The organism is Clostridium sp. NSJ-145, from assembly GCF_021044725.1.
GTDB lineage: Bacteria > Bacillota > Clostridia > Clostridiales > Clostridiaceae > Clostridium > Clostridium disporicum_B.
The window spans coordinates 473097-494831 of sequence record NZ_JAJNOS010000001.1 but is presented as its reverse complement, the minus strand read 5'-3'; the positions used below and the strand labels follow the sequence as shown (position 1 = coordinate 494831).

At 26.6% G+C, this 21735-nt stretch carries 21 protein-coding genes; 15 read left to right on the top strand and 6 right to left on the bottom strand.

All coding sequences use genetic code 11. The features are described 5' to 3' along the window. Window positions 1-26: 26 nt before the first annotated feature. From LQE93_RS02505 to LQE93_RS02495, 3 genes are all read left to right on the top strand, one after another. Window positions 27-3242: a ligand-binding sensor domain-containing protein gene (locus tag LQE93_RS02505; RefSeq protein ID WP_055264651.1), complete on the top strand. Its 3216-nt coding sequence runs from the start codon at window positions 27-29 to the stop codon at window positions 3240-3242. A gap of 142 nt (window positions 3243-3384) precedes the next feature. Next, on the top strand, window positions 3385-3855 hold the full coding sequence (locus tag LQE93_RS02500; protein WP_055264652.1) for a DUF6323 family protein: 471 nt from the start codon (window positions 3385-3387) through the stop codon (window positions 3853-3855). Window positions 3856-3863: 8 nt separating this feature from the next. Beyond that, window positions 3864-5084 carry a DUF6179 domain-containing protein gene (locus LQE93_RS02495; RefSeq protein WP_231071835.1) on the top strand — a complete coding sequence of 407 codons (1221 nt, stop codon included), beginning with the start codon at window positions 3864-3866 and terminating at the stop codon, window positions 5082-5084. A gap of 8 nt (window positions 5085-5092) precedes the next feature. On the opposite strand, the gene LQE93_RS02490 is transcribed toward LQE93_RS02495, so the two are convergent. Continuing rightward, complete coding sequence (locus LQE93_RS02490; RefSeq protein ID WP_055264654.1) at window positions 5093-5914, bottom strand: tetratricopeptide repeat protein; 822 nt, start codon at window positions 5912-5914, stop codon at window positions 5093-5095. A 289-nt stretch (window positions 5915-6203) separates the two neighbouring features. On the opposite strand from LQE93_RS02490, the gene LQE93_RS02485 reads away from it, so the two are divergent. The 4 genes from LQE93_RS02485 to LQE93_RS02470 all read left to right on the top strand — a co-directional run bounded on the left by LQE93_RS02485 (window position 6204) and on the right by LQE93_RS02470 (window position 10406). Then, the gene (locus LQE93_RS02485; protein WP_055264655.1) at window positions 6204-7121 is read left to right on the top strand and encodes an aldo/keto reductase; all 918 of its coding nucleotides are present in this window, start codon (window positions 6204-6206) and stop codon (window positions 7119-7121) included. Window positions 7122-7460: 339 nt separating this feature from the next. Further along, the gene (locus LQE93_RS02480) at window positions 7461-8183 is read left to right on the top strand and encodes a LytR/AlgR family response regulator transcription factor (RefSeq protein WP_055264656.1); all 723 of its coding nucleotides are present in this window, start codon (window positions 7461-7463) and stop codon (window positions 8181-8183) included. Window positions 8184-8206: 23 nt separating this feature from the next. Then, window positions 8207-9541 carry a sensor histidine kinase gene (locus LQE93_RS02475; protein WP_055264657.1) on the top strand — a complete coding sequence of 445 codons (1335 nt, stop codon included), beginning with the start codon at window positions 8207-8209 and terminating at the stop codon, window positions 9539-9541. 58 nt (window positions 9542-9599) lie between these two features. Next, window positions 9600-10406: an EAL domain-containing protein gene (locus LQE93_RS02470; RefSeq protein ID WP_055264658.1), complete on the top strand. Its 807-nt coding sequence runs from the start codon at window positions 9600-9602 to the stop codon at window positions 10404-10406. Window positions 10407-10526: 120 nt separating this feature from the next. Here the strand turns inward: LQE93_RS02470 and hdhA are convergent, their stop codons facing one another. The 3 genes from hdhA to LQE93_RS02455 form a co-directional block, all read right to left on the bottom strand. Beyond that, a complete protein-coding gene (gene hdhA, locus LQE93_RS02465; protein ID WP_055264659.1) occupies window positions 10527-11321 on the bottom strand; it encodes a 7alpha-hydroxysteroid dehydrogenase in 795 nt (264 codons plus the stop codon). 140 nt (window positions 11322-11461) lie between these two features. Continuing rightward, on the bottom strand, window positions 11462-12304 hold the full coding sequence (locus LQE93_RS02460; protein WP_055264660.1) for a patatin-like phospholipase family protein: 843 nt from the start codon (window positions 12302-12304) through the stop codon (window positions 11462-11464). A 203-nt stretch (window positions 12305-12507) separates the two neighbouring features. After that, on the bottom strand, window positions 12508-13251 hold the full coding sequence (locus LQE93_RS02455; protein ID WP_231071834.1) for a polysaccharide deacetylase family protein: 744 nt from the start codon (window positions 13249-13251) through the stop codon (window positions 12508-12510). A gap of 248 nt (window positions 13252-13499) precedes the next feature. On the opposite strand from LQE93_RS02455, the gene LQE93_RS02450 reads away from it, so the two are divergent. The 3 genes from LQE93_RS02450 to LQE93_RS02440 all read left to right on the top strand — a co-directional run bounded on the left by LQE93_RS02450 (window position 13500) and on the right by LQE93_RS02440 (window position 15713). Continuing rightward, the gene (locus LQE93_RS02450; RefSeq protein ID WP_055264661.1) at window positions 13500-13736 is read left to right on the top strand and encodes a TIGR04540 family protein; all 237 of its coding nucleotides are present in this window, start codon (window positions 13500-13502) and stop codon (window positions 13734-13736) included. Between the two features lie 118 nt (window positions 13737-13854). After that, entirely contained in the window at window positions 13855-15018 is a 1164-nt protein-coding gene (locus LQE93_RS02445; RefSeq protein ID WP_055264662.1) for an AI-2E family transporter, read from the top strand. Between the two features lie 89 nt (window positions 15019-15107). Next, a complete protein-coding gene (locus LQE93_RS02440; protein WP_055264663.1) occupies window positions 15108-15713 on the top strand; it encodes an ATP-dependent Clp protease proteolytic subunit in 606 nt (201 codons plus the stop codon). A 59-nt stretch (window positions 15714-15772) separates the two neighbouring features. Here the strand turns inward: LQE93_RS02440 and LQE93_RS02435 are convergent, their stop codons facing one another. Beyond that, a complete protein-coding gene (locus LQE93_RS02435) occupies window positions 15773-16336 on the bottom strand; it encodes a hypothetical protein (RefSeq protein ID WP_055264664.1) in 564 nt (187 codons plus the stop codon). Between the two features lie 153 nt (window positions 16337-16489). Here LQE93_RS02435 and LQE93_RS02430 point away from each other — a divergent pair, with 153 nt between their 5' ends. The 5 genes from LQE93_RS02430 (at window position 16490) to LQE93_RS02410 (ending at window position 20948) form a co-directional block, all read left to right on the top strand. Next, window positions 16490-16939: a hydrogenase maturation protease gene (locus LQE93_RS02430; RefSeq protein WP_055264665.1), complete on the top strand. Its 450-nt coding sequence runs from the start codon at window positions 16490-16492 to the stop codon at window positions 16937-16939. A 228-nt stretch (window positions 16940-17167) separates the two neighbouring features. Next, window positions 17168-17893: an MgtC/SapB family protein gene (locus LQE93_RS02425; protein WP_055264666.1), complete on the top strand. Its 726-nt coding sequence runs from the start codon at window positions 17168-17170 to the stop codon at window positions 17891-17893. 414 nt (window positions 17894-18307) lie between these two features. Next, entirely contained in the window at window positions 18308-18475 is a 168-nt protein-coding gene (locus LQE93_RS02420; protein WP_156334256.1) for a hypothetical protein, read from the top strand. Between the two features lie 318 nt (window positions 18476-18793). Continuing rightward, window positions 18794-19873, top strand: a complete 1080-nt coding sequence (gene rsgA / locus LQE93_RS02415) for a ribosome small subunit-dependent GTPase A (protein WP_231071833.1) — start codon at window positions 18794-18796, stop codon at window positions 19871-19873. 184 nt (window positions 19874-20057) lie between these two features. Continuing rightward, complete coding sequence (locus tag LQE93_RS02410) at window positions 20058-20948, top strand: glycerophosphodiester phosphodiesterase (protein WP_231071831.1); 891 nt, start codon at window positions 20058-20060, stop codon at window positions 20946-20948. Window positions 20949-21102: 154 nt separating this feature from the next. On the opposite strand, the gene LQE93_RS02405 is transcribed toward LQE93_RS02410, so the two are convergent. After that, window positions 21103-21666, bottom strand: coding sequence for an NUDIX hydrolase (locus tag LQE93_RS02405; protein WP_055264668.1), 564 nt, complete (start codon window positions 21664-21666; stop codon window positions 21103-21105). Window positions 21667-21735: the final 69 nt, after the last annotated feature.

Sequence of the window (21735 nt, the reverse complement as noted above, 5' to 3'; positions counted from 1 at the left end):
TTCTTAATTATTAAAGGAAGAGAAATATGAGAAAGAATAGATTACTGAAGACGGCTTTCTTAATAATTACCATTAATTTGATATTATTAAATTATAATTATGAAGTAAAAGCAAAAGAACAGATGAATTTTAAGAATATAACCATAGAAGAAGGGTTAACACAAGGGACAGTAGAAGCACTATTTCAAGACAGTAAAGGATATATATGGATTGGTACCAACGATGGACTAAATAGATATAATGGATATCAATTTAAAGTTTATAGAGTAGAAGAAGATAATAAAAATAGTTTGGTAAACAATTATATTTTAGATATAAAAGAGGACAAGTACGGAAACATATGGGTAGCTACTGCAAATGGATTGAGTAAAATACATAATGATGGACAAAAGATAACTAATTATTTAGATGATGCAGAAAAAGGGAATTTATCGCATGCAAATGTTGCATCAATACTTATAACTAGTGATGATAAAATATTAATAGGAACTGCAGATGGATTAAATATATATGATGAAGATACAGATAGCTTTAAAAGAATATTTGAAGGTGATAAGTTAACTGAACAGTATATAAATTCATTAGTTGAAGATAGTCAAAAGAATATATGGATAGCTACAGAAAATGGTATAAGTAAAATTAATTTAGAAACTGGTAGCTCAAAGAATTTTCTATATGACAGTAATGATGAAAATACTATAAGTGAAAATAATATATATAAAGTTTACTATGATACTGATGGATATATATGGGCAGGAACATATGATAGTGGGGCATGTAAGATAGATATTAATACTGATGAAATAACTAGATATTATTGTAAACAAGATGATAAATCAATAGGTGGGAATTTTGTTAAAAACTTTTTGAAGGATTCTAAAGGCCATATATGGGTATGTACTGATGGAGGCTTATCAAAGTTAAATAATGATGGAAGTTTTACTACATATAAGAATAAACTATACGACAAAGACTCTTTAATAGATGATAATATATTTTCTATAATACAAGATAGGACAGGCCTTATATGGTTAGGTACTTATTCAGGAATTAGTATTTTTAACCCTGATAGAAAGATATCACATTATAAGAATGATCCTTTTGATAGTAAAACTATAAGTGATAATATGGTTACTGCTCTTTATGAGGATGAACAAGGATTATTATGGATTGGAAGCAAAAATAAGGGGATAGACTTACTTAACAGGGAAACTGATAGAATTGATAATTTAAGAAAAAATGATCTTATTGATATAATACCAAGTGATTGTATATACGATATAACTGGGAATGGAAATAAAATATGCATAGCTACTGATAAAGGAGTTGCTATAATTGATAAAGAATCTAAAACTAGTAAGATGTATGACGAAAATAATGGGTTGACTAATAATGTAGTAAAAAGCATTTATTATGATAGTTTAGGATATCTTTGGATAGGAACACCAACAGGCCTATCTATTTTAAATTTAGAGACAGATGAGATAATAGATATTACAGAAATTATAAAAGAATATTCTCCATCAGACCAGTATATTGGAGATATATATAAAGATAGTGATGGTGAGTATTTTATAGCAACTTTTGTTCAAGGTGGATTAATTAGAATAAACCCTAGAACAAAAGAAATAAAGGCTTATAGGAATGAAGAAAAAAATAAGAACTCTTTAAGCAATAACTCAGTGAGAACAATAGCAGAAGGGTTTAGAGGAGAAATTTGGATAGGAACTAGCTTAGGGCTAAATAAATTTAATAAGGATACTGAGGAATTTGAGAGATACACAACTAAAGATGGTATAGCAAATGCTAATATTTATGGTATATTAGTTGATAAATATGGTAACCCTTGGGTGAGTACTAATATGGGAATATCCAAGATAAATAGAAGCAATGGAAAAGTTATTAACTTAGACATAACTGATGGACTTCAAAGTAATGAATTTAACGGAAAAGCTTATTTTAAAAATAAAAAAGATGAATTTATTTTTGGGGGAATAAATGGATTTAATATATTTAATCCAGAAGATATTAAAGAAACTCAATATACATATGGTATAACATTTGATGAATTTAAGGTAAATGGAGTAAATATAGATAGCCTTGATTCAAAAAAATTAAAATATGATGAAAATAATATATTTATAGAAGCATTTTTACCTAATTACATAAATCCAAAGGCAATACAATATTATTATTTATTAGAAGGTGCTAATGATGACTGGACAGCGATGGAAACAAATTCAATTACTTTAAGTAATCTTTCTCCTGGCGATTATGTATTTAATATTAGAGCAAGAAATAATAATGGAGTTATTAGTGAAAGTACAAGTGTAGCATTTACAATATCGCCACCATTTTGGGCTAGCAAATACTCTGTGTTTCTGTACATTTTTATAGTAATAATTACTTTTTTAAATCATAAATATAAAGTTAAAAAACTAGATGAACTAGTAGACCAAAGAACTAATGCTTTAAGCGAAGAAATGAAAAGAAATAATGACTTATTTAAGAAGGTAATTGATTTAGAAAAAAGCAAAAATAATTATTTGATAAATATGTCTCATGAACTAAGAACACCATTAAATGTTATTTATTCAACGGAACAATTAATAAGAGAGTTAAACAAAGGTGATTTAGGGATAGAAAAAGATAAGTTAAATAAGTATATGGGAATTATGAGAAATAATACTAAGAGATTATTGAAAATAATTAATGATTTAATAGACTCTTCAAAGATTGAACATGGAAGCTATAGAATAGACATAAAAGAAGTGGATATAGTTTATTTAGTAGAAGAAGCAGCACTTTCTTTAAGGGAGTATATTGAAGATAAAGGTATTAATTTAATTATAGATCCTGAAATAGAAGAAAAGATAATTGAAGTAGATGAGAATGAGATAGAACGCTGTATAGTTAATATAGTGAGCAATGCAGCAAAGTTTACTAATATAGGGGGGAATATTGAGGTCACTATAAAGGATCTTAATAACCATGTAAAAATAGAAATTATAGATGATGGAATAGGAATAGATAAAGATCATCATGAGTTAATATTTAATAGATTTAATCAAGTTGTAGATAAAAATGCTGAAGTTAAAGGTGGAAGCGGATTAGGCTTAACTATAACTAAAAAGATTATAGAACTTCATGAAGGTGAAATATATGTAGAAAGCGAAGTAGGTAAGGGAAGTAAGTTTGTTATCATATTACCTATAAAACAAAAAAGAAATAAAATTGATTAATAATAAAAAAATTCCCAGTTAGAATAATCTATCTGAGAATTTTTTTTATATTTTCTGATTATATATTACCATAAAATTACGAAAATTTCAAGTCTTGTACTGCTCTGAGGTAAGGAGTAAAGTGTATTGAGAGGTGATCGAAATGAATGAAAAATTTAGTTTAGTTCTTCAGGATATGCAGAAAAAACAAGCTATAGCAGAGATTAAAAAGTGTAATGAGCTTACAATTAAATATGGTTTGCATTTAAATGATGATGAAGTTAAGGCATTAGTTGAAAGACGTTTTGATGCGTTGAAAAATACAGGAAGAATAGAATTTTCTGAAGGTATTTTAACAAAGATAATTGAAGCCTTTTGTGATTCACCTTATATTATGCAGCAAAATTATGAAGATACCTTATTAGAGCTTCAAGATGCATTTTACTTTTTTAAAAGTGAAGCTATGGATCAAATTTCAGATGATGAGCTAATTGAGTTTATGAAAAGACATTTTGATGGGAAATGCCAAGGCTCTTTAGAGTATTTAAGTGGAACAACTTTAGAGGAGCTTTGTAGAAATACAAGATACGGATTTAAAGTTGATGATACTGATATATATGGACATCAATTTTAGGAGGTATTATGGAGAATAACAACAGTTTGTTGAAGTTTTCAGATGAGATACAATTAGAGAATAATATTAGTAATGAAAATAGAGAGCTAATTGAAATTAAGATGTGGAACCTATTAGGAAAGTGGACTGAACGATATACAATGGGGGATAGTACTTCTGTTCCTATTGAAATAGCAGAAGAGTTACTTAAGTCGATTTCTTTTTCGATAGGTATAGAGTTAAGGGATTCTAGTGATTTTGTAGAAAGATTAATAAATGATGATATGATGAAGCTACTTAAAGAATCATGGGCTAAAATAGAGGCTATGATAGATGAAGGAAAAGTTTTGTTAAAGGAAGTAATAGAAACATCAATTCATATAGGAAATATCTCTTATGAAGATACTATTAGGGAAATAGAACAATTCTTTAAGAGGTATGATTATAGATTTTTTGCACATCAGATAGACTGTAGTATAGATTATCAGCTTTCAAATCCAATATCAGAAGAATTGCAAGGAATAGAGTATATTAATAAGTATTTAAAGACAATTTTAATTGAAAATAAGTTTTGTAGTAAATTTAGTAGAGAAAATATAATTAATATTTTAAATAGCCATTGTTCTGATTATAAAGGTTTATTAATTAATATATTTGAGCCAGTTGTTATTAATACTTTAGGACTTTCTATTTTAGAAGAAGATATATTAGGATTAGATATTTCAAAATTTCAGAGAGAAAGGTTATTACTCTTTTTCAAAGGGTTATCAAAAAAGCAGACTAAAGAAGCACTTGCTGATGGAGCAAAAAAAGTTTGTGATAAATTAAATATAAAGAGTAATGAAGTGATAGAGTATATTAAAAAAACTTGTATAGATATATATCCTAGGCTTGAAGAGGCATTAGCAGAAGGAAATATAGAAAATATATTTTTAAGTTTTGAAATACAGGATGATTTTATAGAAAATGTATTTATAGATAATGAGCCAATGAATGATGAAAAATTAAGAGATTTGATAGATGAAATAAAAAGCTGTAGATTTATTTCAGATAAAATAGCTATAGTAAAACAAGAAATACACAGCTTAGAAGATTTGATAGAAGTTTTAGGACAATGTTTCTGGGGAGATGAGCCTATAGAATTATTTAAGGCGCTTTCCAAAGATGAGATTGAATTAATAAGATATTATCTAGAAAATAATCCAGAGTATTATTCAGACTCAGGATGGGAAAAAAAGTGTGAGCAATAGCTCACACTTTATATATTTGGTGTTAATTCATATAAAACTTTCTCTGCAGAATCTTTTGAAACAGTTGTTAGCAATGAATCATTAGTATCTAATGCTTTTTCTAATAATTCAATAGCTTTTTCAGTTTCACCTTTTTGTTTAAGTATTAATGCGTAGAAGTAGTAAGGTTCAATAAATAAAATATTCTCTTCTAATAATGAGGCAAAAGTTTCTTCAGCAACTTCAGTATTTCCAAGCTTAAAGTTAGCTTCACCAAAATTTGATTTTAATATATTATTGCTGTCATCATACTCTAGGCCTTCTTTTAGTAATTCAAGAGATTCCTCAACACGGCCAGCTATAAGTAATAAAGACGTTAAAGTCTCGTAAATATAAGAACTTTTTTCTTTTGATAATAAATCTTTAAGCTTATTAATAGCAACTTCAAGATTACCAGTTTTCCAGAGTATTAAAGCTTTAGATACATTTAAATTAAGCATTTCATGGTCTTTGAATTTTCTTTCTGCTAAAAGTTTATCTAAAACTTCTTTAGCTCTATCAGGATTCCCATGTTTTAGCTCGATTAAGATGTAGCCTCTAATAATTCCTGCATTTGCATACTTAGAAGAAACAGCTTTTTTATATTCCTCAATTGCTGTAGCGTAATCCTTAGCTGTATAAGCTCTATTACCTTTTATAACATTAATAAGGTATTTTTGCTTTAAAATATTAAATAGTATTATTGCAGTAATTAATACTATTCCAACAGCTTTGCTTACAGTCATAATAAAAAAAGAAATAATTATTAAAATAATACTTATCGATGGAATTTTATTTTTTTCTTTACTCATAAATTTTCTCCGTTCACCTAATTAAATTTATATTACTTATTATGTAAAATATTATATAACGAAAGAGAATAAAAGTTAAGGTTAATAGATTAAATTTAATTTATATTAACAATTAATATTTGACTATGAAAATGTTTAGATGATAGGATAGAAGTAGTACTATAGAAATGATGTAAAAATATCATGTTAGGAAATGATAAAATGTTTGACTAGGATAAATGTGAAACACTTGTAGTACGTAAGAAAGAGTTAATAAAAAATAGGGAGTAGAAAGTGAGAGGAAAATATTATGAAAAATATAATTTTAGGTACAACTGATATTAAAGCTTCTAGCATAGGCTTAGGATGTATGAGAATTGCAGATATGGAAAAGGAAGATGTAAATAAGTTAATTAATATAGCGTTAGAGGAAGGGATTAATTTCTTTGATCATGCAGATATTTATGGCAAAGGAAGATCAGAGGAGATTTTTTCAGAAGCTATAGGAATGAATTCAAGCTTAAGAGAAAAAATGATAATTCAAAGTAAGTGTTCAATAAGACCAGGATTTTACGATTACTCAAAAGAGCATATAATAAGTTCTGTTGATGGAATATTAAAGAGGTTAAAAACAGATTATCTTGATATATTATTATTACACCGTCCAGATACTTTGATGGAACCTGAAGAAGTTTCAGAAGCATTTGAAGAATTATTTAAAGCAGGAAAGGTAAGAGAGTTTGGTGTAAGCAATCATAATCCAATGCAGATTGAGCTTTTAAATAAGTATTTGAAAAATAAGATAATGATAAATCAATTACAATTTAGCTTAATGCATACTGGAATAATAGATTCCGGAATAAACGTAAATATGAAGGTAGAGCCTTCAATAGATAGAGATGGAAGTATATTAGAATATTGCAGACTTAAGGATATAACTATCCAGGCTTGGTCTCCATTCCAATATGGATTCTTTGAAGGTGTATTCTTAAATAATGATAAGTTCCCAGAGTTAAATGCAAAGATAAATGAAATTGCAGAAAAGAAAAATGTGACAAATTCAGCTATAGCTACTGCTTGGATATTAAGACATCCAGCAAAAATACAAACAATAGTTGGTACTACTAATACTGAACGTTTAAGAGATATATGTAAAGCCTCAGAAGTTGAATTAACAAGACAAGAATGGTATGAATTATATAGAGCAGCAGGTAATCAACTGCCATAATATTAAGATTAAATTTGAAATAGAAATTTTACATTAATAGATAGCGACTTGCTATCTATTTTTTTTTGTAATAAGAACTCTTGAGTATTTTTATTGCTGAGATGGAAAAACTAATATAATGACTGTGCAAATTTAATGAATTTATTTTGTTAGATTTATAATATGAATAAAAATTTGCGAATAAAAATAATTATTACACGAAGAAAATAGATTAATTTATTTAAGATACTTTATCATAGATTAAGCGAAAATGTAAAAAAACATAAATTTATGACGGATGTATTTTAAATTAATATCAATGATATAGAAAAATTTTATTTTTAACTGAAGGGGTCTGGTATGATAAAATTTGCAATTTGTGAAGATGAAATAATTCAGGCAGAGATTAATCAAGATTATATAAAAAGATGGGCAGATAAGAATAATATTGAATATAAAATAGATATATTTGAATCTGCAGAAAAATTTCTATTTAGTTGGCAATATGAAGAGGTATACGATGTTATCATTCTAGATATTCGAATGAAAAGTATGTCTGGCATGGAGTTAGCTAGAAATATAAGATTAAAGGATAGTGATGTAATAATTATTTTTATTAGTGGAATAGATGATTATGTGTTTGATGGATATAACGTAGCAGCATTTAACTATCTACTAAAACCAATTAATGATGAGAAAATTTTTAATGTTTTAGATAGAGTAAAAGAAAAATTAGAAAAAGATAAAAATGCTAAACAATTTTTACTTTTATCAAAAGGTAAAAATATATTTAAGATAGACTATGATGATATATTCTATATTATCGCTTTTGATCATTACATTGATATTCATAGTAAGAATGAAATATATACTTTTAATAGGAAAATTAGTCAATTAGAGGAGCTATTGCCTAAAGAAAATTTTGTTAGATGTCATAGGTCTTATATTGTAAATATTAAGTATGTTAAAAATATAAACAAGAACAGCTTGCTATTAGAGGATGATATTAAAATTCCTATAAGTAAAACAAGAATGGATAATACATATAATACCTTTATTAATTACTTTGCAAAAACTGAGTGATTGGTTTTAAAGGAGAAATTGCAATGACGTTTAATAGTAATTATGCTTCGGATTTATTCAAATTATTAATTTATTCAATCGTAATGAATTGGTTTTTAGGAAGAAAATTAGAGTTTAAGAAAAAAATTAGTAAAATAAACATAATTATAGGAACTTTAATAGTTATTATACTAACTACAGTTCTAATGTCAGTATGGCTAGAAAAATATAACACAATAATGGTCACTGAACTGATTACTTTAGTACCAAGTATTATTTATTTGTTTATTTATAAAAAAGGCTCAATTTGGGAGAAGTTATACTTAGTATCTACATATATAATCTTAATAGCAACTATGAATATATTATTTTTTTATATATATTTAACAGTGAAAGGTATACCTACTACATTAGCGATAAATATAGATTTTGTTAAAAAATATATCGTAACTGCAAAAATTATTATATATCTTATTAGTTTAATCATTTTCTCTAGAATATTTAAATATATAAAGCTTAAGGACAATAGTGTGTTACCTGTAATAACAATAAGTAATATTATTATGGCTAGCGCGGATAACATATTAATGAACAGATTTATCTATGTTGGGAAAAGTATAGGGAATGAAAGTGCTTTTGTAGCAATAGCAATATTAATTTCTCATTTTTTATTAATAAGAATTTTAAATTTATCTTACGAAAAATCTAAAAAGCTAATTATTACTGAATGCAACTTGAATAAGCTTGAAGCTGATAGTAAATATAACAAAGAAATCAGAACAATATATAACGAAATGACTCAATGGAAGCATGATTGGCAGAATCATATAAATGTAGCTATGTATATGTTAAAAGAAAAAAGATACGAGGAAGCAGGCAAATACTTAGGTGAAATATCAAATAGTATTAATTATGATAGAAAATACAAGAGCTTTATAACAACTAATAATAATGTTTTAAATGCAATAATTAATTCTAAAATAATTGTTGCAGTTGATAAAAATATAGATGTAAAAACAAGTGTTAACATAACAGAGCCTATACATATAGATGATATAGATTTATGTGGATTATTAGGTAATCTTTTAGATAATGCTATTGAAGCTTGTGAGAGAACTAAATCAAATAGGTTTATAAATATAAAAATTATTACTGTAAAAAAAAATTTAATAATATTAATTAAAAATTCTATGAGTGGAAATATAGAGTTAATAGATAACGAATATTTTAGTAGTAAAAGAAAAGGATTGTTAGGCAGAGGTATTGCACAGATAAATAAAATTGTTGATGAATATAATGGTGTAGTTACTAGAAAGCATGATAATTATATATTTGAAACAAAGATAGTAATGGAAAATACTGAAAAAACCATTAAGTAAGATTTAAAACTATTTAGCAATGTAAGTAGTAATCATAATATTTGAAGGTGGCGATTTAATGAATAATTTAAGTGAAATTAAAATTGTACAAATTATTAAGACTGCTATAAGAAATAATAGTTTTACGTTTGTATATCAGCCAATTTATAATATAGAAACAGGAATAATGGAAAAGATAGAATTATTAATAAGATTAAAAGATAATAAATTTGGAATAATACAGCCCAATATATTTATTCCAATAGCAGAAGAGTATAATTTATTATATAGGATTAGTGATATAGTCTTTGAAGAAGCTTGTAAAGCTGTGAAAATGTTGACTGATGATAATATTAACTTTGGGAAAGTATGCATTAATGTATCTTTACTGCACTTAAAAAGATGTAACTTTGTAAAAAATACAAAGGCGATATTAGATAAATATAATATTTCACCTAATAGGATATGTATAGAGGTTATAGAAAACTCAAATGTTAAAGATTTAGAAGAATCAAAGAAAGTATTAAATGAATTATCTAAGATAGGAATAGAAATAGCTATTGACGACTTTGGAAGAGAATATTCAAATATAGATAGAATAATTGAATTTAATGCAGATTGTGTAAAAATTGATAGATGTATAACATCACAATTAGAGGATAGCAGCAGAGCGAGAGTTATTCTTAAACATATATTGAATTTATCAAAAGAACTAAATATTGGTATAGTAGTAGAAGGCGTAGAAAATAAAAGCCAGTTAGATATGTTAAAAGAATATGGGTATAAGCTTATACAAGGATTTTATTTAAGTGAACCGGTTGAACTTGAATATTTAAAGAATAGAGATATGACTAGTTTAAATTTAGACAAATCAAATATAGTATAGAAAAGTATAAAAAATTTAAAAACTCATTACATAGTAATTTCTAATAAAAATAGAAATGCTAAGTAATGAGTTTTTTATATTAGTATTAAGAACTAGTTAAAGTACCCTTTAATAATTAAATTATTGTTCTACCATTTTTCGGCCAACAAAATCAGCATATTGAGGAGTTCCTAAATGATATCCCCCTGAAACTTCCATTATATGACCTGTAACATATGATGACATATCACTTGCAAAGAATAATACAGCATTAGCCATATCTTCAGGAGTTCCCATTCTGTTTAAAGGAACATGTGATAAGAATGATTTTCTAAAGTCTTCAGGCATATTGTCTATGGCAGCATCTGTAGCCGTTAATCCAGGTAATACAGCATTACATCTTATATTATTTCTTGCGTATTGCATAGCTATTTGTTGAGTTATATTGTTTACAGCAGCTTTAGATACACCATAACCTATTCTAGAAATATCAGGAACACTTCCTCCAATAGAAGATATATTAACAATACTTCCACCACCAGTATTAATCATATGAGGTACTACTAATTTAGATATTCTATAAACACTTCCTAGGTTACTTTCGATTATTTCAAAGAAGGCATCCTCGTCACCATTAACAAGATCGAAATCTTTTTCAGGTCTTCCAGTTCCAAAGTTATTTACTAATATATCAATTTTACCTTCTTTTTCAATAACGGTTTGAACCATTTCTTTATAGCTTTCAACTTTATAAGCATCAAAGAATACAGGAATCATTTTAAGATTAGGGTATTTATCTACAATCTCTTGAGTTGCTTCTAATCTTCTTACTCCCATATAAACTGTAGCACCATTTTCAGCTAGTTTTAAAGCACTTGCAAAACCTATACCTCTCGTTGCAGAAGTAACTAAAGCTACTTTATCATTTAAATTCATATTAATACATCCTTTCATTAATTAAGTTTTCTTATGTTTATTTAATTATAGATAAATAAAATGTTTTTGTCTTTAGTTAAATTTATAATTTAAATTAGAAATGTGTAGTAATGGAGGTAAATATATTTTGTTGATAAAACCTACGTGAATAATGCTTTGATTTTATCTAGATTTTCAATAGCCATATTATAACCATGGTTATAAGCAGCGCGAAGTTTAGTTGTATCTTTTTCAAAGCTATCTATTGCACCTTCAGCAGTGGGTCTTATTATTATAGCTTTTCCTTGATGTTCTAATTCTTCACAGAATCTAACTGTCTCATTATATAAATCATGTCTAGTCAGTAGAATATGTTCAAGGTTAGGATATTTTTTACGCAACATTCGTGCAACTATTCTATTATTTTTACTAAGCTTCTTAATATATCCTTTTGGTCTTGTAAGAATAATTAGATGTTTCTCATTACCATCTTCAATAGCTTTTTTAATAGGAATAGGGTCACAGAGACCGCCATCATAATATTCCTTATCATTAATTTTTATTACAGGAAAGAATATTGGAATAGCACAAGTGGCTCTAAGCATTTGAGCTGTATTATCAAGTTCTTTACCATCTAAATATTCCGCTTTACCTGTTTTAGCATTAGTAACTCCTACTAGGACTTTACCTTCATAACTTTTGTATGTATCCATATCAAAAATATTAAGTTTATTAGGAACTTCGTCAAAGGTGAAATCTAATCCAAATATACTTTTGCATTTAAAAAAGTTACTTACTCCAAAATACCTTTTATCATTACGATAATTTTCTATTACTTCTAAATTTCTTCCTTTTTGTTTGGAGATATAAGAAACACCATTAGTAATTCCAGCAGAAACACCAATGCAATAAGGAAACATAATATCGTTATCTAAAAGAGCATCCATAACTCCAGCACTAAAAATTGGTCTAAAGGTACCACCCTCTAAAACTAAACTAGGCATAAGAATCTCCTTTCATATTAAATCTTAATAGAAATTATAGACTAAGAAAGTCTAAATTTCAATATTTAGCCAAAGATATAAATTATTTGATAATAATAGAATATAGTTAAATTTATTAAGAAAGCTTTTTGAGGTGTTTTTGAAAAAAGTGATTGTGGGAGCTTTAGACGAGATTTAAAAAAGTGCGAAGGAGGCTTCGCACTTTATTTTAGGGTATCGAATTCATAACCATTATCTTTAAAAATTTTAATAATTTCAGGCAACGCTTGAACTGTAGTTTTTTTAGTTAGACAATCATGCATAAGCACTATTGCGGGGTTTTTGAAATTTCCTTCCTTATCTTTCATTTCTTTTAAAATGTTATTGCAAATAGTACCTACAGGAACGCTACTCGCATGAGAGTCACCTGAATCAACATTCCAATCATAACAGTGAAAACCTTCTTGTTCTAATTTAATAATTATATTTTTTGTAAAGTCTTTTCCATGAGCATTTCTAACTAATGTGTTTTTAGAACCGCCTGGAAATCTGAAGATTCTACATTCAGAACCAGTTAATGATTTTATAAATTCTTGTTGTTTATTAAAACTTTTCATAAAAGCTTCTTCAGAAGTATATATTTTATTAAATTCATGATCAGCAGTATGATTACCTAAAGAGTGACCTTCATCATAAATCCTTTTAACTATTTCATTATGACTAGGTATATAAGGTGATATTATAAAAAATGTAGCTTTAACATCATTTTCCTTTAATATGTCTAATATTTTAGTTGTATTTTCACTAGGACCATCATCAAAAGTTAAATATACAATTTTTTTGGTGGAATCTTCTGTAATATCTGGGGGATTGTCCATAGATGCAGAAGCAAAAATAGATGCAGTAAAAAATAGTGATATAGCTAATAATGTTATTTTTAAAATATATTTTCTAGTTAAATTGTTCAAAATGATTACCTCCAAACATATTGATATAATAGTATTTTTATCATAACTGTTTTAATTATTCGCTTAAGTTTAGTTAACTAAATAAAAGAGTTAGAAACTTTTAAAGGAAATTCAATACTCACCTAGGTTCGTAGGAGTAAATTCAGATAACTAAATCAAAGATTTAGAGCTTCACTTACTATACATAATAAAATTATTGATATATAATATAGATGAAAAATTAAGATAAGAATTAACAAGGAGTTATTATGAGAAAAGTTTATAGAAATCCTAGAGAATTAGCTACATGTTTAAAGGATATAGTTGATGTATATTTAGAGGATCTTATGACATATGAAACTATGGAAAGCAAGATACTTGCAATAGTTGAAGCTAATAGAGATAGAGTATATAAAGAAAAAAATATGAATGTTAATATATCTAAATATTTAGGTGATGAAAGAGTAGAGATTATAGATAAAATAGTTAAAAATGATATGAAATAGTAGAGCTGATATATCAGCTCTTATTTTTTTATTAAGTAACTTAATTTTTTGTAAATATTAATGTAATTATAGAATATCATGCTATAATTAAAGAAAAGTACTAAAGTCGGGGGTTAAAATGAAAGTAGAATGGAATAAAAGATATACGACTATAGCAATATATTCTTTTGTTGTTATAGCCTGTAGCATACTTCTATACATGATTATGTCTAATATAGACGAGTTTTCAAGTAAGGTTGATGGGATGATAGTAACGCTTAGACCGTTTATAATAGGTGGGGCTATTGCTTACTTACTAAACTTTATGTTAAAGTTTTATGAAAATCTCTTATCTAAATGGGATAAATTTAATAAGCAGTCAAAAAAGGTTAAAAGATCAGTTGGATTAATACTTACATATTTATCTGCAATGATTATGGTATACTTATTTTTACAATTTGTATTGCCGCAATTAGTTGATAGTATATTAGGATTGGCAAATAGTATTCCTCAATATGTAAAAGATCTTAGCAATTTTACTAATGATTTACTAAGTAAAGTAGACTTAGAGCCACAGTTTATAGAGTTATTAATGAAGCAGTGGAATGACTTAATAAATGCTATAATTGCGTTTATAACTAACATGGTGCCTGTTATAGGAAATATGCTATTAGGACTTAGCTCAAGTTTATTCTCAATATTCATTGGAGTTATCGTATCTATCTATATGCTAATTGATAAAGAAAAACTTTTGGCTTTATCTAGAAAAATAATTTTTGCATTTTCTCCAAATGAAAGAGCTAAATTTATTTTAAGAATCGCTAGAATAAGTAATGATACTTTTGGTAAATTTCTTGTAGGGAAAATTATAGATTCTCTTATAATAGGAGTATTAACTTTCTGTATTTTATCTATATGTAAAATGCCGTATACATTACTGATATCAGTAATTATAGGGATAACTAATATAATACCATTTTTCGGACCGTTTTTTGGAGCGATACCATCAGTAATTATAGTATTATTTGTGTCACCAACTAAAGCTTTATGGCTTATACTTATAGTATTTATAATTCAACAAATTGATGGAAATATTATAGGACCAAAGATACTTGGAGACTCAATAGGAATATCAGCATTTTGGATACTATTCTCACTTTTAATATTCTCAAAATTATTAGGTTTTGTAGGAATGATAGTAGGAGTACCAATATTTGCAGTAGTATATTCGCTAATTAAAGAAACTGTAGAATTAAGATTGAAGAGTAAGGGATTACCAACTTCTACTGATGAGTACAAATAATTAATTAAATATGGTAAAATTTAATTGTATTTAAAATTTATAAAAGTATATAATGTATTTATATACTTTTTTTCTATAAGGAGGATTTTATGAGAATTTATGGGTGTGATTCTGAAAAAGATGAAAAAAACGAAAAAACAAAGGAAACTCCTAATGTAGTTATGGAGAAATTACTAAAATCTAGAACTATAATTATTTCAGGAGAGATAAATCAAGCTTTAGCTGAAAGAGTTATTGCACAATTATTAATTCTCGAAGAAATGGGAGATGAACCAATTAAGATATTCATAAATAGTCAAGGTGGTCATGTTGAAGCAGGTGATACAATACATGATATGATAAAGTTTGTAAAGCCAAAGGTTATAATAATAGGAACAGGATGGGTAGCAAGTGCTGGTATAACAATTTATCTTGCTGCTGATAAAGAAAATAGATATTCTCTTCCAAATACTAGATATATGATCCACCAACCATTAGGAGGATTTAATGGGCAGGCTACAGATATAGGAATAGAAGCAGAAGAAATATTAAGAATGCGTAAAAGAATTAATACAATAATTAGTGAAGCTACTGGTCAAAGTTTAGAAAAGGTTGAAAGAGATACAGATAGAAACTATTGGCTAAGTGCTAATGATGCTATTAATTATGGAATAGTTAATAAGATAATAACTGAAAGTTCTGAATTAGCTAACTAGCAAAAAATAAGTCGTAAACAATTGGAGTTACGACTTATTTTTATTATTGAGTAAATAAGTTAGCCGTATCTTGATACTTTATTAAACTTAGCTGTATATTCATATGCATCAATCCAGTAAGAGAGTAAATCAGGTTTATAGGATGTTAGATCCTCTAAAAATTTATCAAATAGGTGAAGCTTAAGAAATATTTTAACTATATCTTTTGGGTAGGGTGTGTTTTTGGAAAAAGATTTTCTAGGATCAATAACCATTAGTTCTTCTTTTTCATTTATAAAAATATGTGCATTTCTAATATTTAATCTTTTAAATTTAAGTATTTTTAAATCTTCTATGAAATCAATAATTTCTGTAGAAACTTTATAAGATAAGCCATGGACTGATAGATACTCGTAAAGATTTTCTCCACCGACATAATCTCTAATTATTAATGTACTTACTTGAAGGATTACATTAGGAAAAAATCTACTGTTTTTAGCACAGTTAAGTATAAAAGCTTCTTTATCAGCTGCTTTTTTACTTTTAAAGCTTTTAAGTACATAGCCTTCAGGACTTAAGTATACGGAACCTTCAGCACCACTTCCAAGAAGTTTACAACTTTCTAATTCAATATATATTCGCATATCATCACTTTAAATAATACTATATATAATAGTATATTAATCTAACTTAGAATTTGACAATAATTAATGAGATAATTATTGATTTATCTGTGTCATAAAATACTTTCTAAAATCATTAATAATATTAAGGGAATATTATTAGGGGGAGTAGTTATGATTAAGGTTTTTGGTTTGGGAGATGTACATCTTTGTGATGAAGGAATAGGAATTAGAGTGGCAGAAGTTCTAAAGGAGAAGATAGAAGCTTTAGGAGATAATATAGAAGTAATCATTGGAGAAACAGATTTATCATATTGTATAAGTAAAATAGAAGATAATGATGAGGTTATAATAATAGATTCAACATATTTCATGACCAGGCCAGGCACAATAACTATTAAAAAATTAGATGAATGTGATGAGTATATAACTTATGATAATTTGCCACAGGAGGAAAGTTTATTAAGTCTAGTAAGAGAGAAAAAAAGAGATGTTTTAGGATATTTTATAGGAATAGAAATATCTAGTATAGATGCTTCAGAAAAAATATCTAAAATCTTAACTAAAAAGTTTAAAGATATATGTGATAGGGTTTATGATGAAATAGTAAAAATAGTGGCTTAATCGATAAGATTAGGCTATTATTTTTTATAAAATTAGCATCTAAATATTACGGAAAATGTAAAATTTATTATAATATTTCAATATTTAAATGAAGTAAAGATAACTACCTAATATTTAATATGAATATTTATTAAGTAAAATAGTAAATTGAAAAGTGTCAGTGTATTTTATAGAATATTAAGTAACAATAATATATTAAAGGTAATATAAATATAGTAGATATAAAATATGTTAGGAATACTAAAGGTGTATTATGTAATAGAAAGTTGGTGCGCAATGAGTGAGTTAATAAGTGAATTAGGAATAGTAGATACCTTTTTTAAATTGTTATTAGCATTAATATGTGGAGGAATTCTTGGAATAGATAGGGGAAGAAAAAATAGGCCTGCAGGATTTCGAACTTATATGCTTGTATGCGTAGCATCAGCTATTGTTATGATTACAAATGAATATATAACAACAAAATATGGTGGAGATCCATCAAGAATGGGTGCACAAGTTATTAGTGGAATTGGTTTTTTAGGTGCTGGTACAATAATAGTTACAGGTAGAAATAGAGTTAAAGGACTTACTACAGCAGCTGGATTATGGGCATCTGCTTGTATCGGGTTAACTATAGGAATAGGTTATTATTCAGGAGCTATAGTTGGATGCTTAATGATTTTTGTTGCTATGGAACTTTTACATGGATTGGAAAAGAATTTAATGTATAAAACAAAGGAGATAACTTTGTATGTTGAATTTTCATCTATTACTGATATTGGAAAGTTTATAAAGTCTATTAAAATTAATGGTCTTAAGGTAAGTGATATGGAACTCATAAAGTCAAACAATATAAATGAACCGATTGTAGGTGGTATATTTACGATAACATCTCCAAAGATGACATCATATGATCATGTTATTGAAATATTAAGAAAATCAGAAGGTATATGTACGATTGAAGAAGTGTAGAGCGTATATCGAATATAAAGAGTTATATAAAAGTAATAGACAATTTTAGGAAAAGTAATATAATAATATAAGTAAGTTAAATTATAGAAAGGTAAAGGTATTAAGCTGATGAGAATGTAATGTATTTTCGATTTATATGACAACTAAATTTTAAAATAGGCCGAATAGTAAAAAATTATTTTTACTGAGGTTTTATTTGTGTTGTTTAAAGTTGAGAGATACATTACTGTTAAATTGATATACCTTTAATTAAAGTTTATCTGAATGTCAGATATAAATTTAGCTATTTTAATTAACTCATTAATAGAAGATAGTGGTTTTATTTAACTATGCTTTTGTATAGTTTGATTAGTTATATAAAAAAGGTTATTAAGTAAGTGATTATCTCTCCAAAAAAGAAGGAGGGATTTTTTTATGATTTTAATTAAAGTTGATAAGTTAAAAGAAGAAAGATTAATTATAGTAAGAAATAAAATAGCAGAGATTATTTCATTAATATCTATAGAAAGTAATAGTGAAAAAAAGAGTATGTATGAAAAACAATATGAAGAATTATTAAAGGAACTTAAAGTATTATCATAGTTAGCAAAAATAGTTTAGTATTCAAAAGATATATGTTAAATAATTGATAAAATATATTTTATTGGATATATAAATGGTGTATAATCATAGTGGCCATGATAGATAGTATTTTTTGAGAAAGTAACGTAGTTACACATTTATTTAGTAGAGAGTAAGCTCGATAATAAAAAAGGAGTGATGTTTTATGATGAATAAAAGAACTTATTTAGATATTGTATTAAATGGTGAGGCTGGTATTAAATAACCTTACGCATATGTAAAACTTAATACCTCCTCACATAGGATTTTTATTTGTATTTATGTAGGAGGAAAAGAAAATTGAATAAAATAAATTTATATAATATAGGATTAACAGAAAGATTTAAGCAAGAAGCTACTATGTATGAGAACTTATATTTAGCAAGAGTATCAGTTCAGCATAAGGATAAGTATAAAGTAATTACCGAAGAAGGAGAAGTATGGGCTGAAGTTTCAGGAAGGTTTAAATATGAAGCTTTAGGTACAGAAAGTTTTCCAGCTGTTGGCGATTGGGTAATGGTTGATAGATTAAATGATTTAACTGGCAATGCTATAATTCATAAGGTGTTAAGAAGAAAGAGCGCATTTGAAAGAAAGGTTGCAGGTTTTAGAAGAGATGTACAGGTGGTAGCAGCTAATATAGATACTGTTTTTATATGTATGGCTCTTAATAATGATTTTAATATTCGTAGACTAGAAAGATATATTTCAGTAGCTTGGGATAGTATGGCTACTCCTGTAATTGTATTAACTAAGTCAGACCTTTGCGATGATATATTAGAGAAGCAATTAGAAGTTGAATCAGTTGCCATAGGTATAGAAGTTATTGTAACAAGCTCAATGAGTGGAGAAGGTTATGAATTAATAAAGCGATATATAGGAAGAGATAAAACAGTAGCATTTATAGGAGCATCAGGAGTAGGAAAATCAACTCTTATTAATAAATTAATGGGAGAAGAACTTCTTGAAACTGGAGGAATAAGCAATTATGATAAAGGAAGACATACTACTACATTTAGGCAGCTTTTAATTTTACCAGATGGTGGAGTAGTTATAGATACTCCAGGAATGAGGGAACTACAATTGATTACAGCAGATTTAGATAAATCATTTGCTGATATTGATAGTTTAGCAAGAGATTGTAAATTTTCAGACTGTAAGCATGAAAGTGAACCAGGATGTGCAGTAAGAAAAGCTATAGAAAATGGTGAGCTTGATGAAGAAAGATTACAAAGCTATAAAAAAATTAATAAAGAACTTAAATATCAAGAGCTAAATTCAAAATCTTTAGAAAAAGAAAAAATCAATAATATGTTTGGTAGCATATCAAAGATGAAAAAAGCAAGAAGAGAAGTTAAAGCAAAGAACAAACGAAGATAAGTGTATTTTAAAATAGAGTGATTTTATATCACTCTATTTTTTATTTGTTTTTATAAAGATTTGTTAAGAATTTCTTTATATTATATGAAATTAAATTATCAATAAAGGTTTTGTATGATTCTATAATTATTTGAGCATTATAATATTTAATTAATAAATGCTAATAAAATTTTGGGAGAAAATAATGAGGTACATAATAAAATTATTATTAATTATAACAATAGTAATTATGATAAATATTACTTTAGAATCTATGATTGATTTAGATATGAGCAGATGTGTAAATGTAGAGTATAAAGAAAATGAGAAGACAAATGGAGATGAAAAACAGCTATTATTAAATAAGTATTTTGAAAAAGAAGTTGATTTAGATACTATAATCAGAAATAGTTCTTATAGAATAATAGCTCATAGGGGATACTCAAATATAGCTCCAGAAAATACTATACCTGCTTATAAAATGGCAGGTGAATATGGATTCTATGGAGCAGAAGCTGATGTATATGAGACAAAAGATGGTTACTATATATTAATGCATGATGAAACTGTTGATAGAACTACAACAGGTACAGGATTAGTATCAGAGTTGACATTAACTCAGATAAAAGAACTAACAGTTGATTTTGGAGCTAATATATCAGAATATCCAATGTTAAGGGTTCCGACATTAGAGGAATTTTTTATTGTATGTAATGAATATAATATGATACCTGTTATAGAGATAAAAAGTATTAGTAATCCGCGTACATTTATTGATTTAATAAAGAAATATGGATTAGAAGATAAATGTATTATTATATCATTTAATAGAAAGTTATTAGAAAATATAAGAAGCATAAATAAAAAGATTAATATACAAGCTATATTAGATATAACGATAGATAACATTAATTACTGTAAAAAAAATAATTTTGATATTGACACATCATATAAAGCTTTAAGAAGACAATTAGTTAGTTATGCACATTCAAAGGGGGTAAAAGTTAACACGTGGACTATTGATGATATTAAAACAAAATCAAAGGTAATAAAATATGGTGTTGATTTTATTACTACAGATTTGTTCATTAACTAAAGAAAGGTGATAGATAATTAATTAAAATTAAATTTATAGTAATAAGAGTAATTGTTATTTATGTAATTCTTTTGTGATATTTAATTATATATTAGTGAAGTATTTTATAAAATAATAGATAAGGGGGGGAAGTGTTCCTCCTTATCTATATTTATTATTTTAAAGATTTTATCTTTTTATTAAGCTTATTATAAATATTGTTAATTATATATTCTTCAGTACAGAAATCTGAAAGTTTATCTATTGGTAACCATTTAACTCCTTCGGTTTCTTCTTCGTTAACTACCAATTCTTCGTTTTCATCAGCTTCTAGAAGATAAGTAACATTAAGATGAAGGTGACTTGATACATAAGAGCCTCTTTTAATATGTCCATTAACAGTTATTACATCTAAAGAAAAAATATCATTAATAACTGGAACTACATTTTTAATACCGGTTTCCTCTTTAGCTTCCTTTATAGCAACATAAAGTAAATCACTATCACCATCAGCGTGCCCGCCAGTCCAAGCCCATGAATTATATATTTTATGATAAATCATAAGGACTTTATCTCTATTTTTGTTTATAACATAACCAGAGCTAGTTATATGCATTACTACATTTTCTCTAGTTAGTAAGTTGTTAAAATTAGAAATAGCTCCTAAAATAAGTTCTTTATCTTTAGCTTCTTGTTCGTTGTATGGAACATACTTTTTTATATCCTCAATCCAACTCATTATAAAAACCTCCCTATAAATAATTTAAGAGTTATAAATTATTTATTTAAATTATAGTGTAAAAAATAA

Coding starts and splice junctions, on each gene's coding strand:
- LQE93_RS02505 (WP_055264651.1), top strand. CDS start 27: ATGAGAAAGAATAGATTACTGAAGACGGCTTTCTTAATAATTACCATT.
- LQE93_RS02500 (WP_055264652.1), top strand. CDS start 3,385: ATGAATGAAAAATTTAGTTTAGTTCTTCAGGATATGCAGAAAAAACAA.
- LQE93_RS02495 (WP_231071835.1), top strand. CDS start 3,864: ATGGAGAATAACAACAGTTTGTTGAAGTTTTCAGATGAGATACAATTA.
- LQE93_RS02490 (WP_055264654.1), bottom strand. CDS start 5,914: ATGAGTAAAGAAAAAAATAAAATTCCATCGATAAGTATTATTTTAATA.
- LQE93_RS02485 (WP_055264655.1), top strand. CDS start 6,204: ATGAAAAATATAATTTTAGGTACAACTGATATTAAAGCTTCTAGCATA.
- LQE93_RS02480 (WP_055264656.1), top strand. CDS start 7,461: ATGATAAAATTTGCAATTTGTGAAGATGAAATAATTCAGGCAGAGATT.
- LQE93_RS02475 (WP_055264657.1), top strand. CDS start 8,207: ATGACGTTTAATAGTAATTATGCTTCGGATTTATTCAAATTATTAATT.
- LQE93_RS02470 (WP_055264658.1), top strand. CDS start 9,600: ATGAATAATTTAAGTGAAATTAAAATTGTACAAATTATTAAGACTGCT.
- hdhA (WP_055264659.1), bottom strand. CDS start 11,321: ATGAATTTAAATGATAAAGTAGCTTTAGTTACTTCTGCAACGAGAGGT.
- LQE93_RS02460 (WP_055264660.1), bottom strand. CDS start 12,304: ATGCCTAGTTTAGTTTTAGAGGGTGGTACCTTTAGACCAATTTTTAGT.
- LQE93_RS02450 (WP_055264661.1), top strand. CDS start 13,500: ATGAGAAAAGTTTATAGAAATCCTAGAGAATTAGCTACATGTTTAAAG.
- LQE93_RS02445 (WP_055264662.1), top strand. CDS start 13,855: ATGAAAGTAGAATGGAATAAAAGATATACGACTATAGCAATATATTCT.
- LQE93_RS02440 (WP_055264663.1), top strand. CDS start 15,108: ATGAGAATTTATGGGTGTGATTCTGAAAAAGATGAAAAAAACGAAAAA.
- LQE93_RS02435 (WP_055264664.1), bottom strand. CDS start 16,336: ATGCGAATATATATTGAATTAGAAAGTTGTAAACTTCTTGGAAGTGGT.
- LQE93_RS02430 (WP_055264665.1), top strand. CDS start 16,490: ATGATTAAGGTTTTTGGTTTGGGAGATGTACATCTTTGTGATGAAGGA.
- LQE93_RS02425 (WP_055264666.1), top strand. CDS start 17,168: ATGTTAGGAATACTAAAGGTGTATTATGTAATAGAAAGTTGGTGCGCA.
- LQE93_RS02420 (WP_156334256.1), top strand. CDS start 18,308: ATGATTTTAATTAAAGTTGATAAGTTAAAAGAAGAAAGATTAATTATA.
- LQE93_RS02410 (WP_231071831.1), top strand. CDS start 20,058: ATGAGGTACATAATAAAATTATTATTAATTATAACAATAGTAATTATG.
- LQE93_RS02405 (WP_055264668.1), bottom strand. CDS start 21,666: ATGAGTTGGATTGAGGATATAAAAAAGTATGTTCCATACAACGAACAA.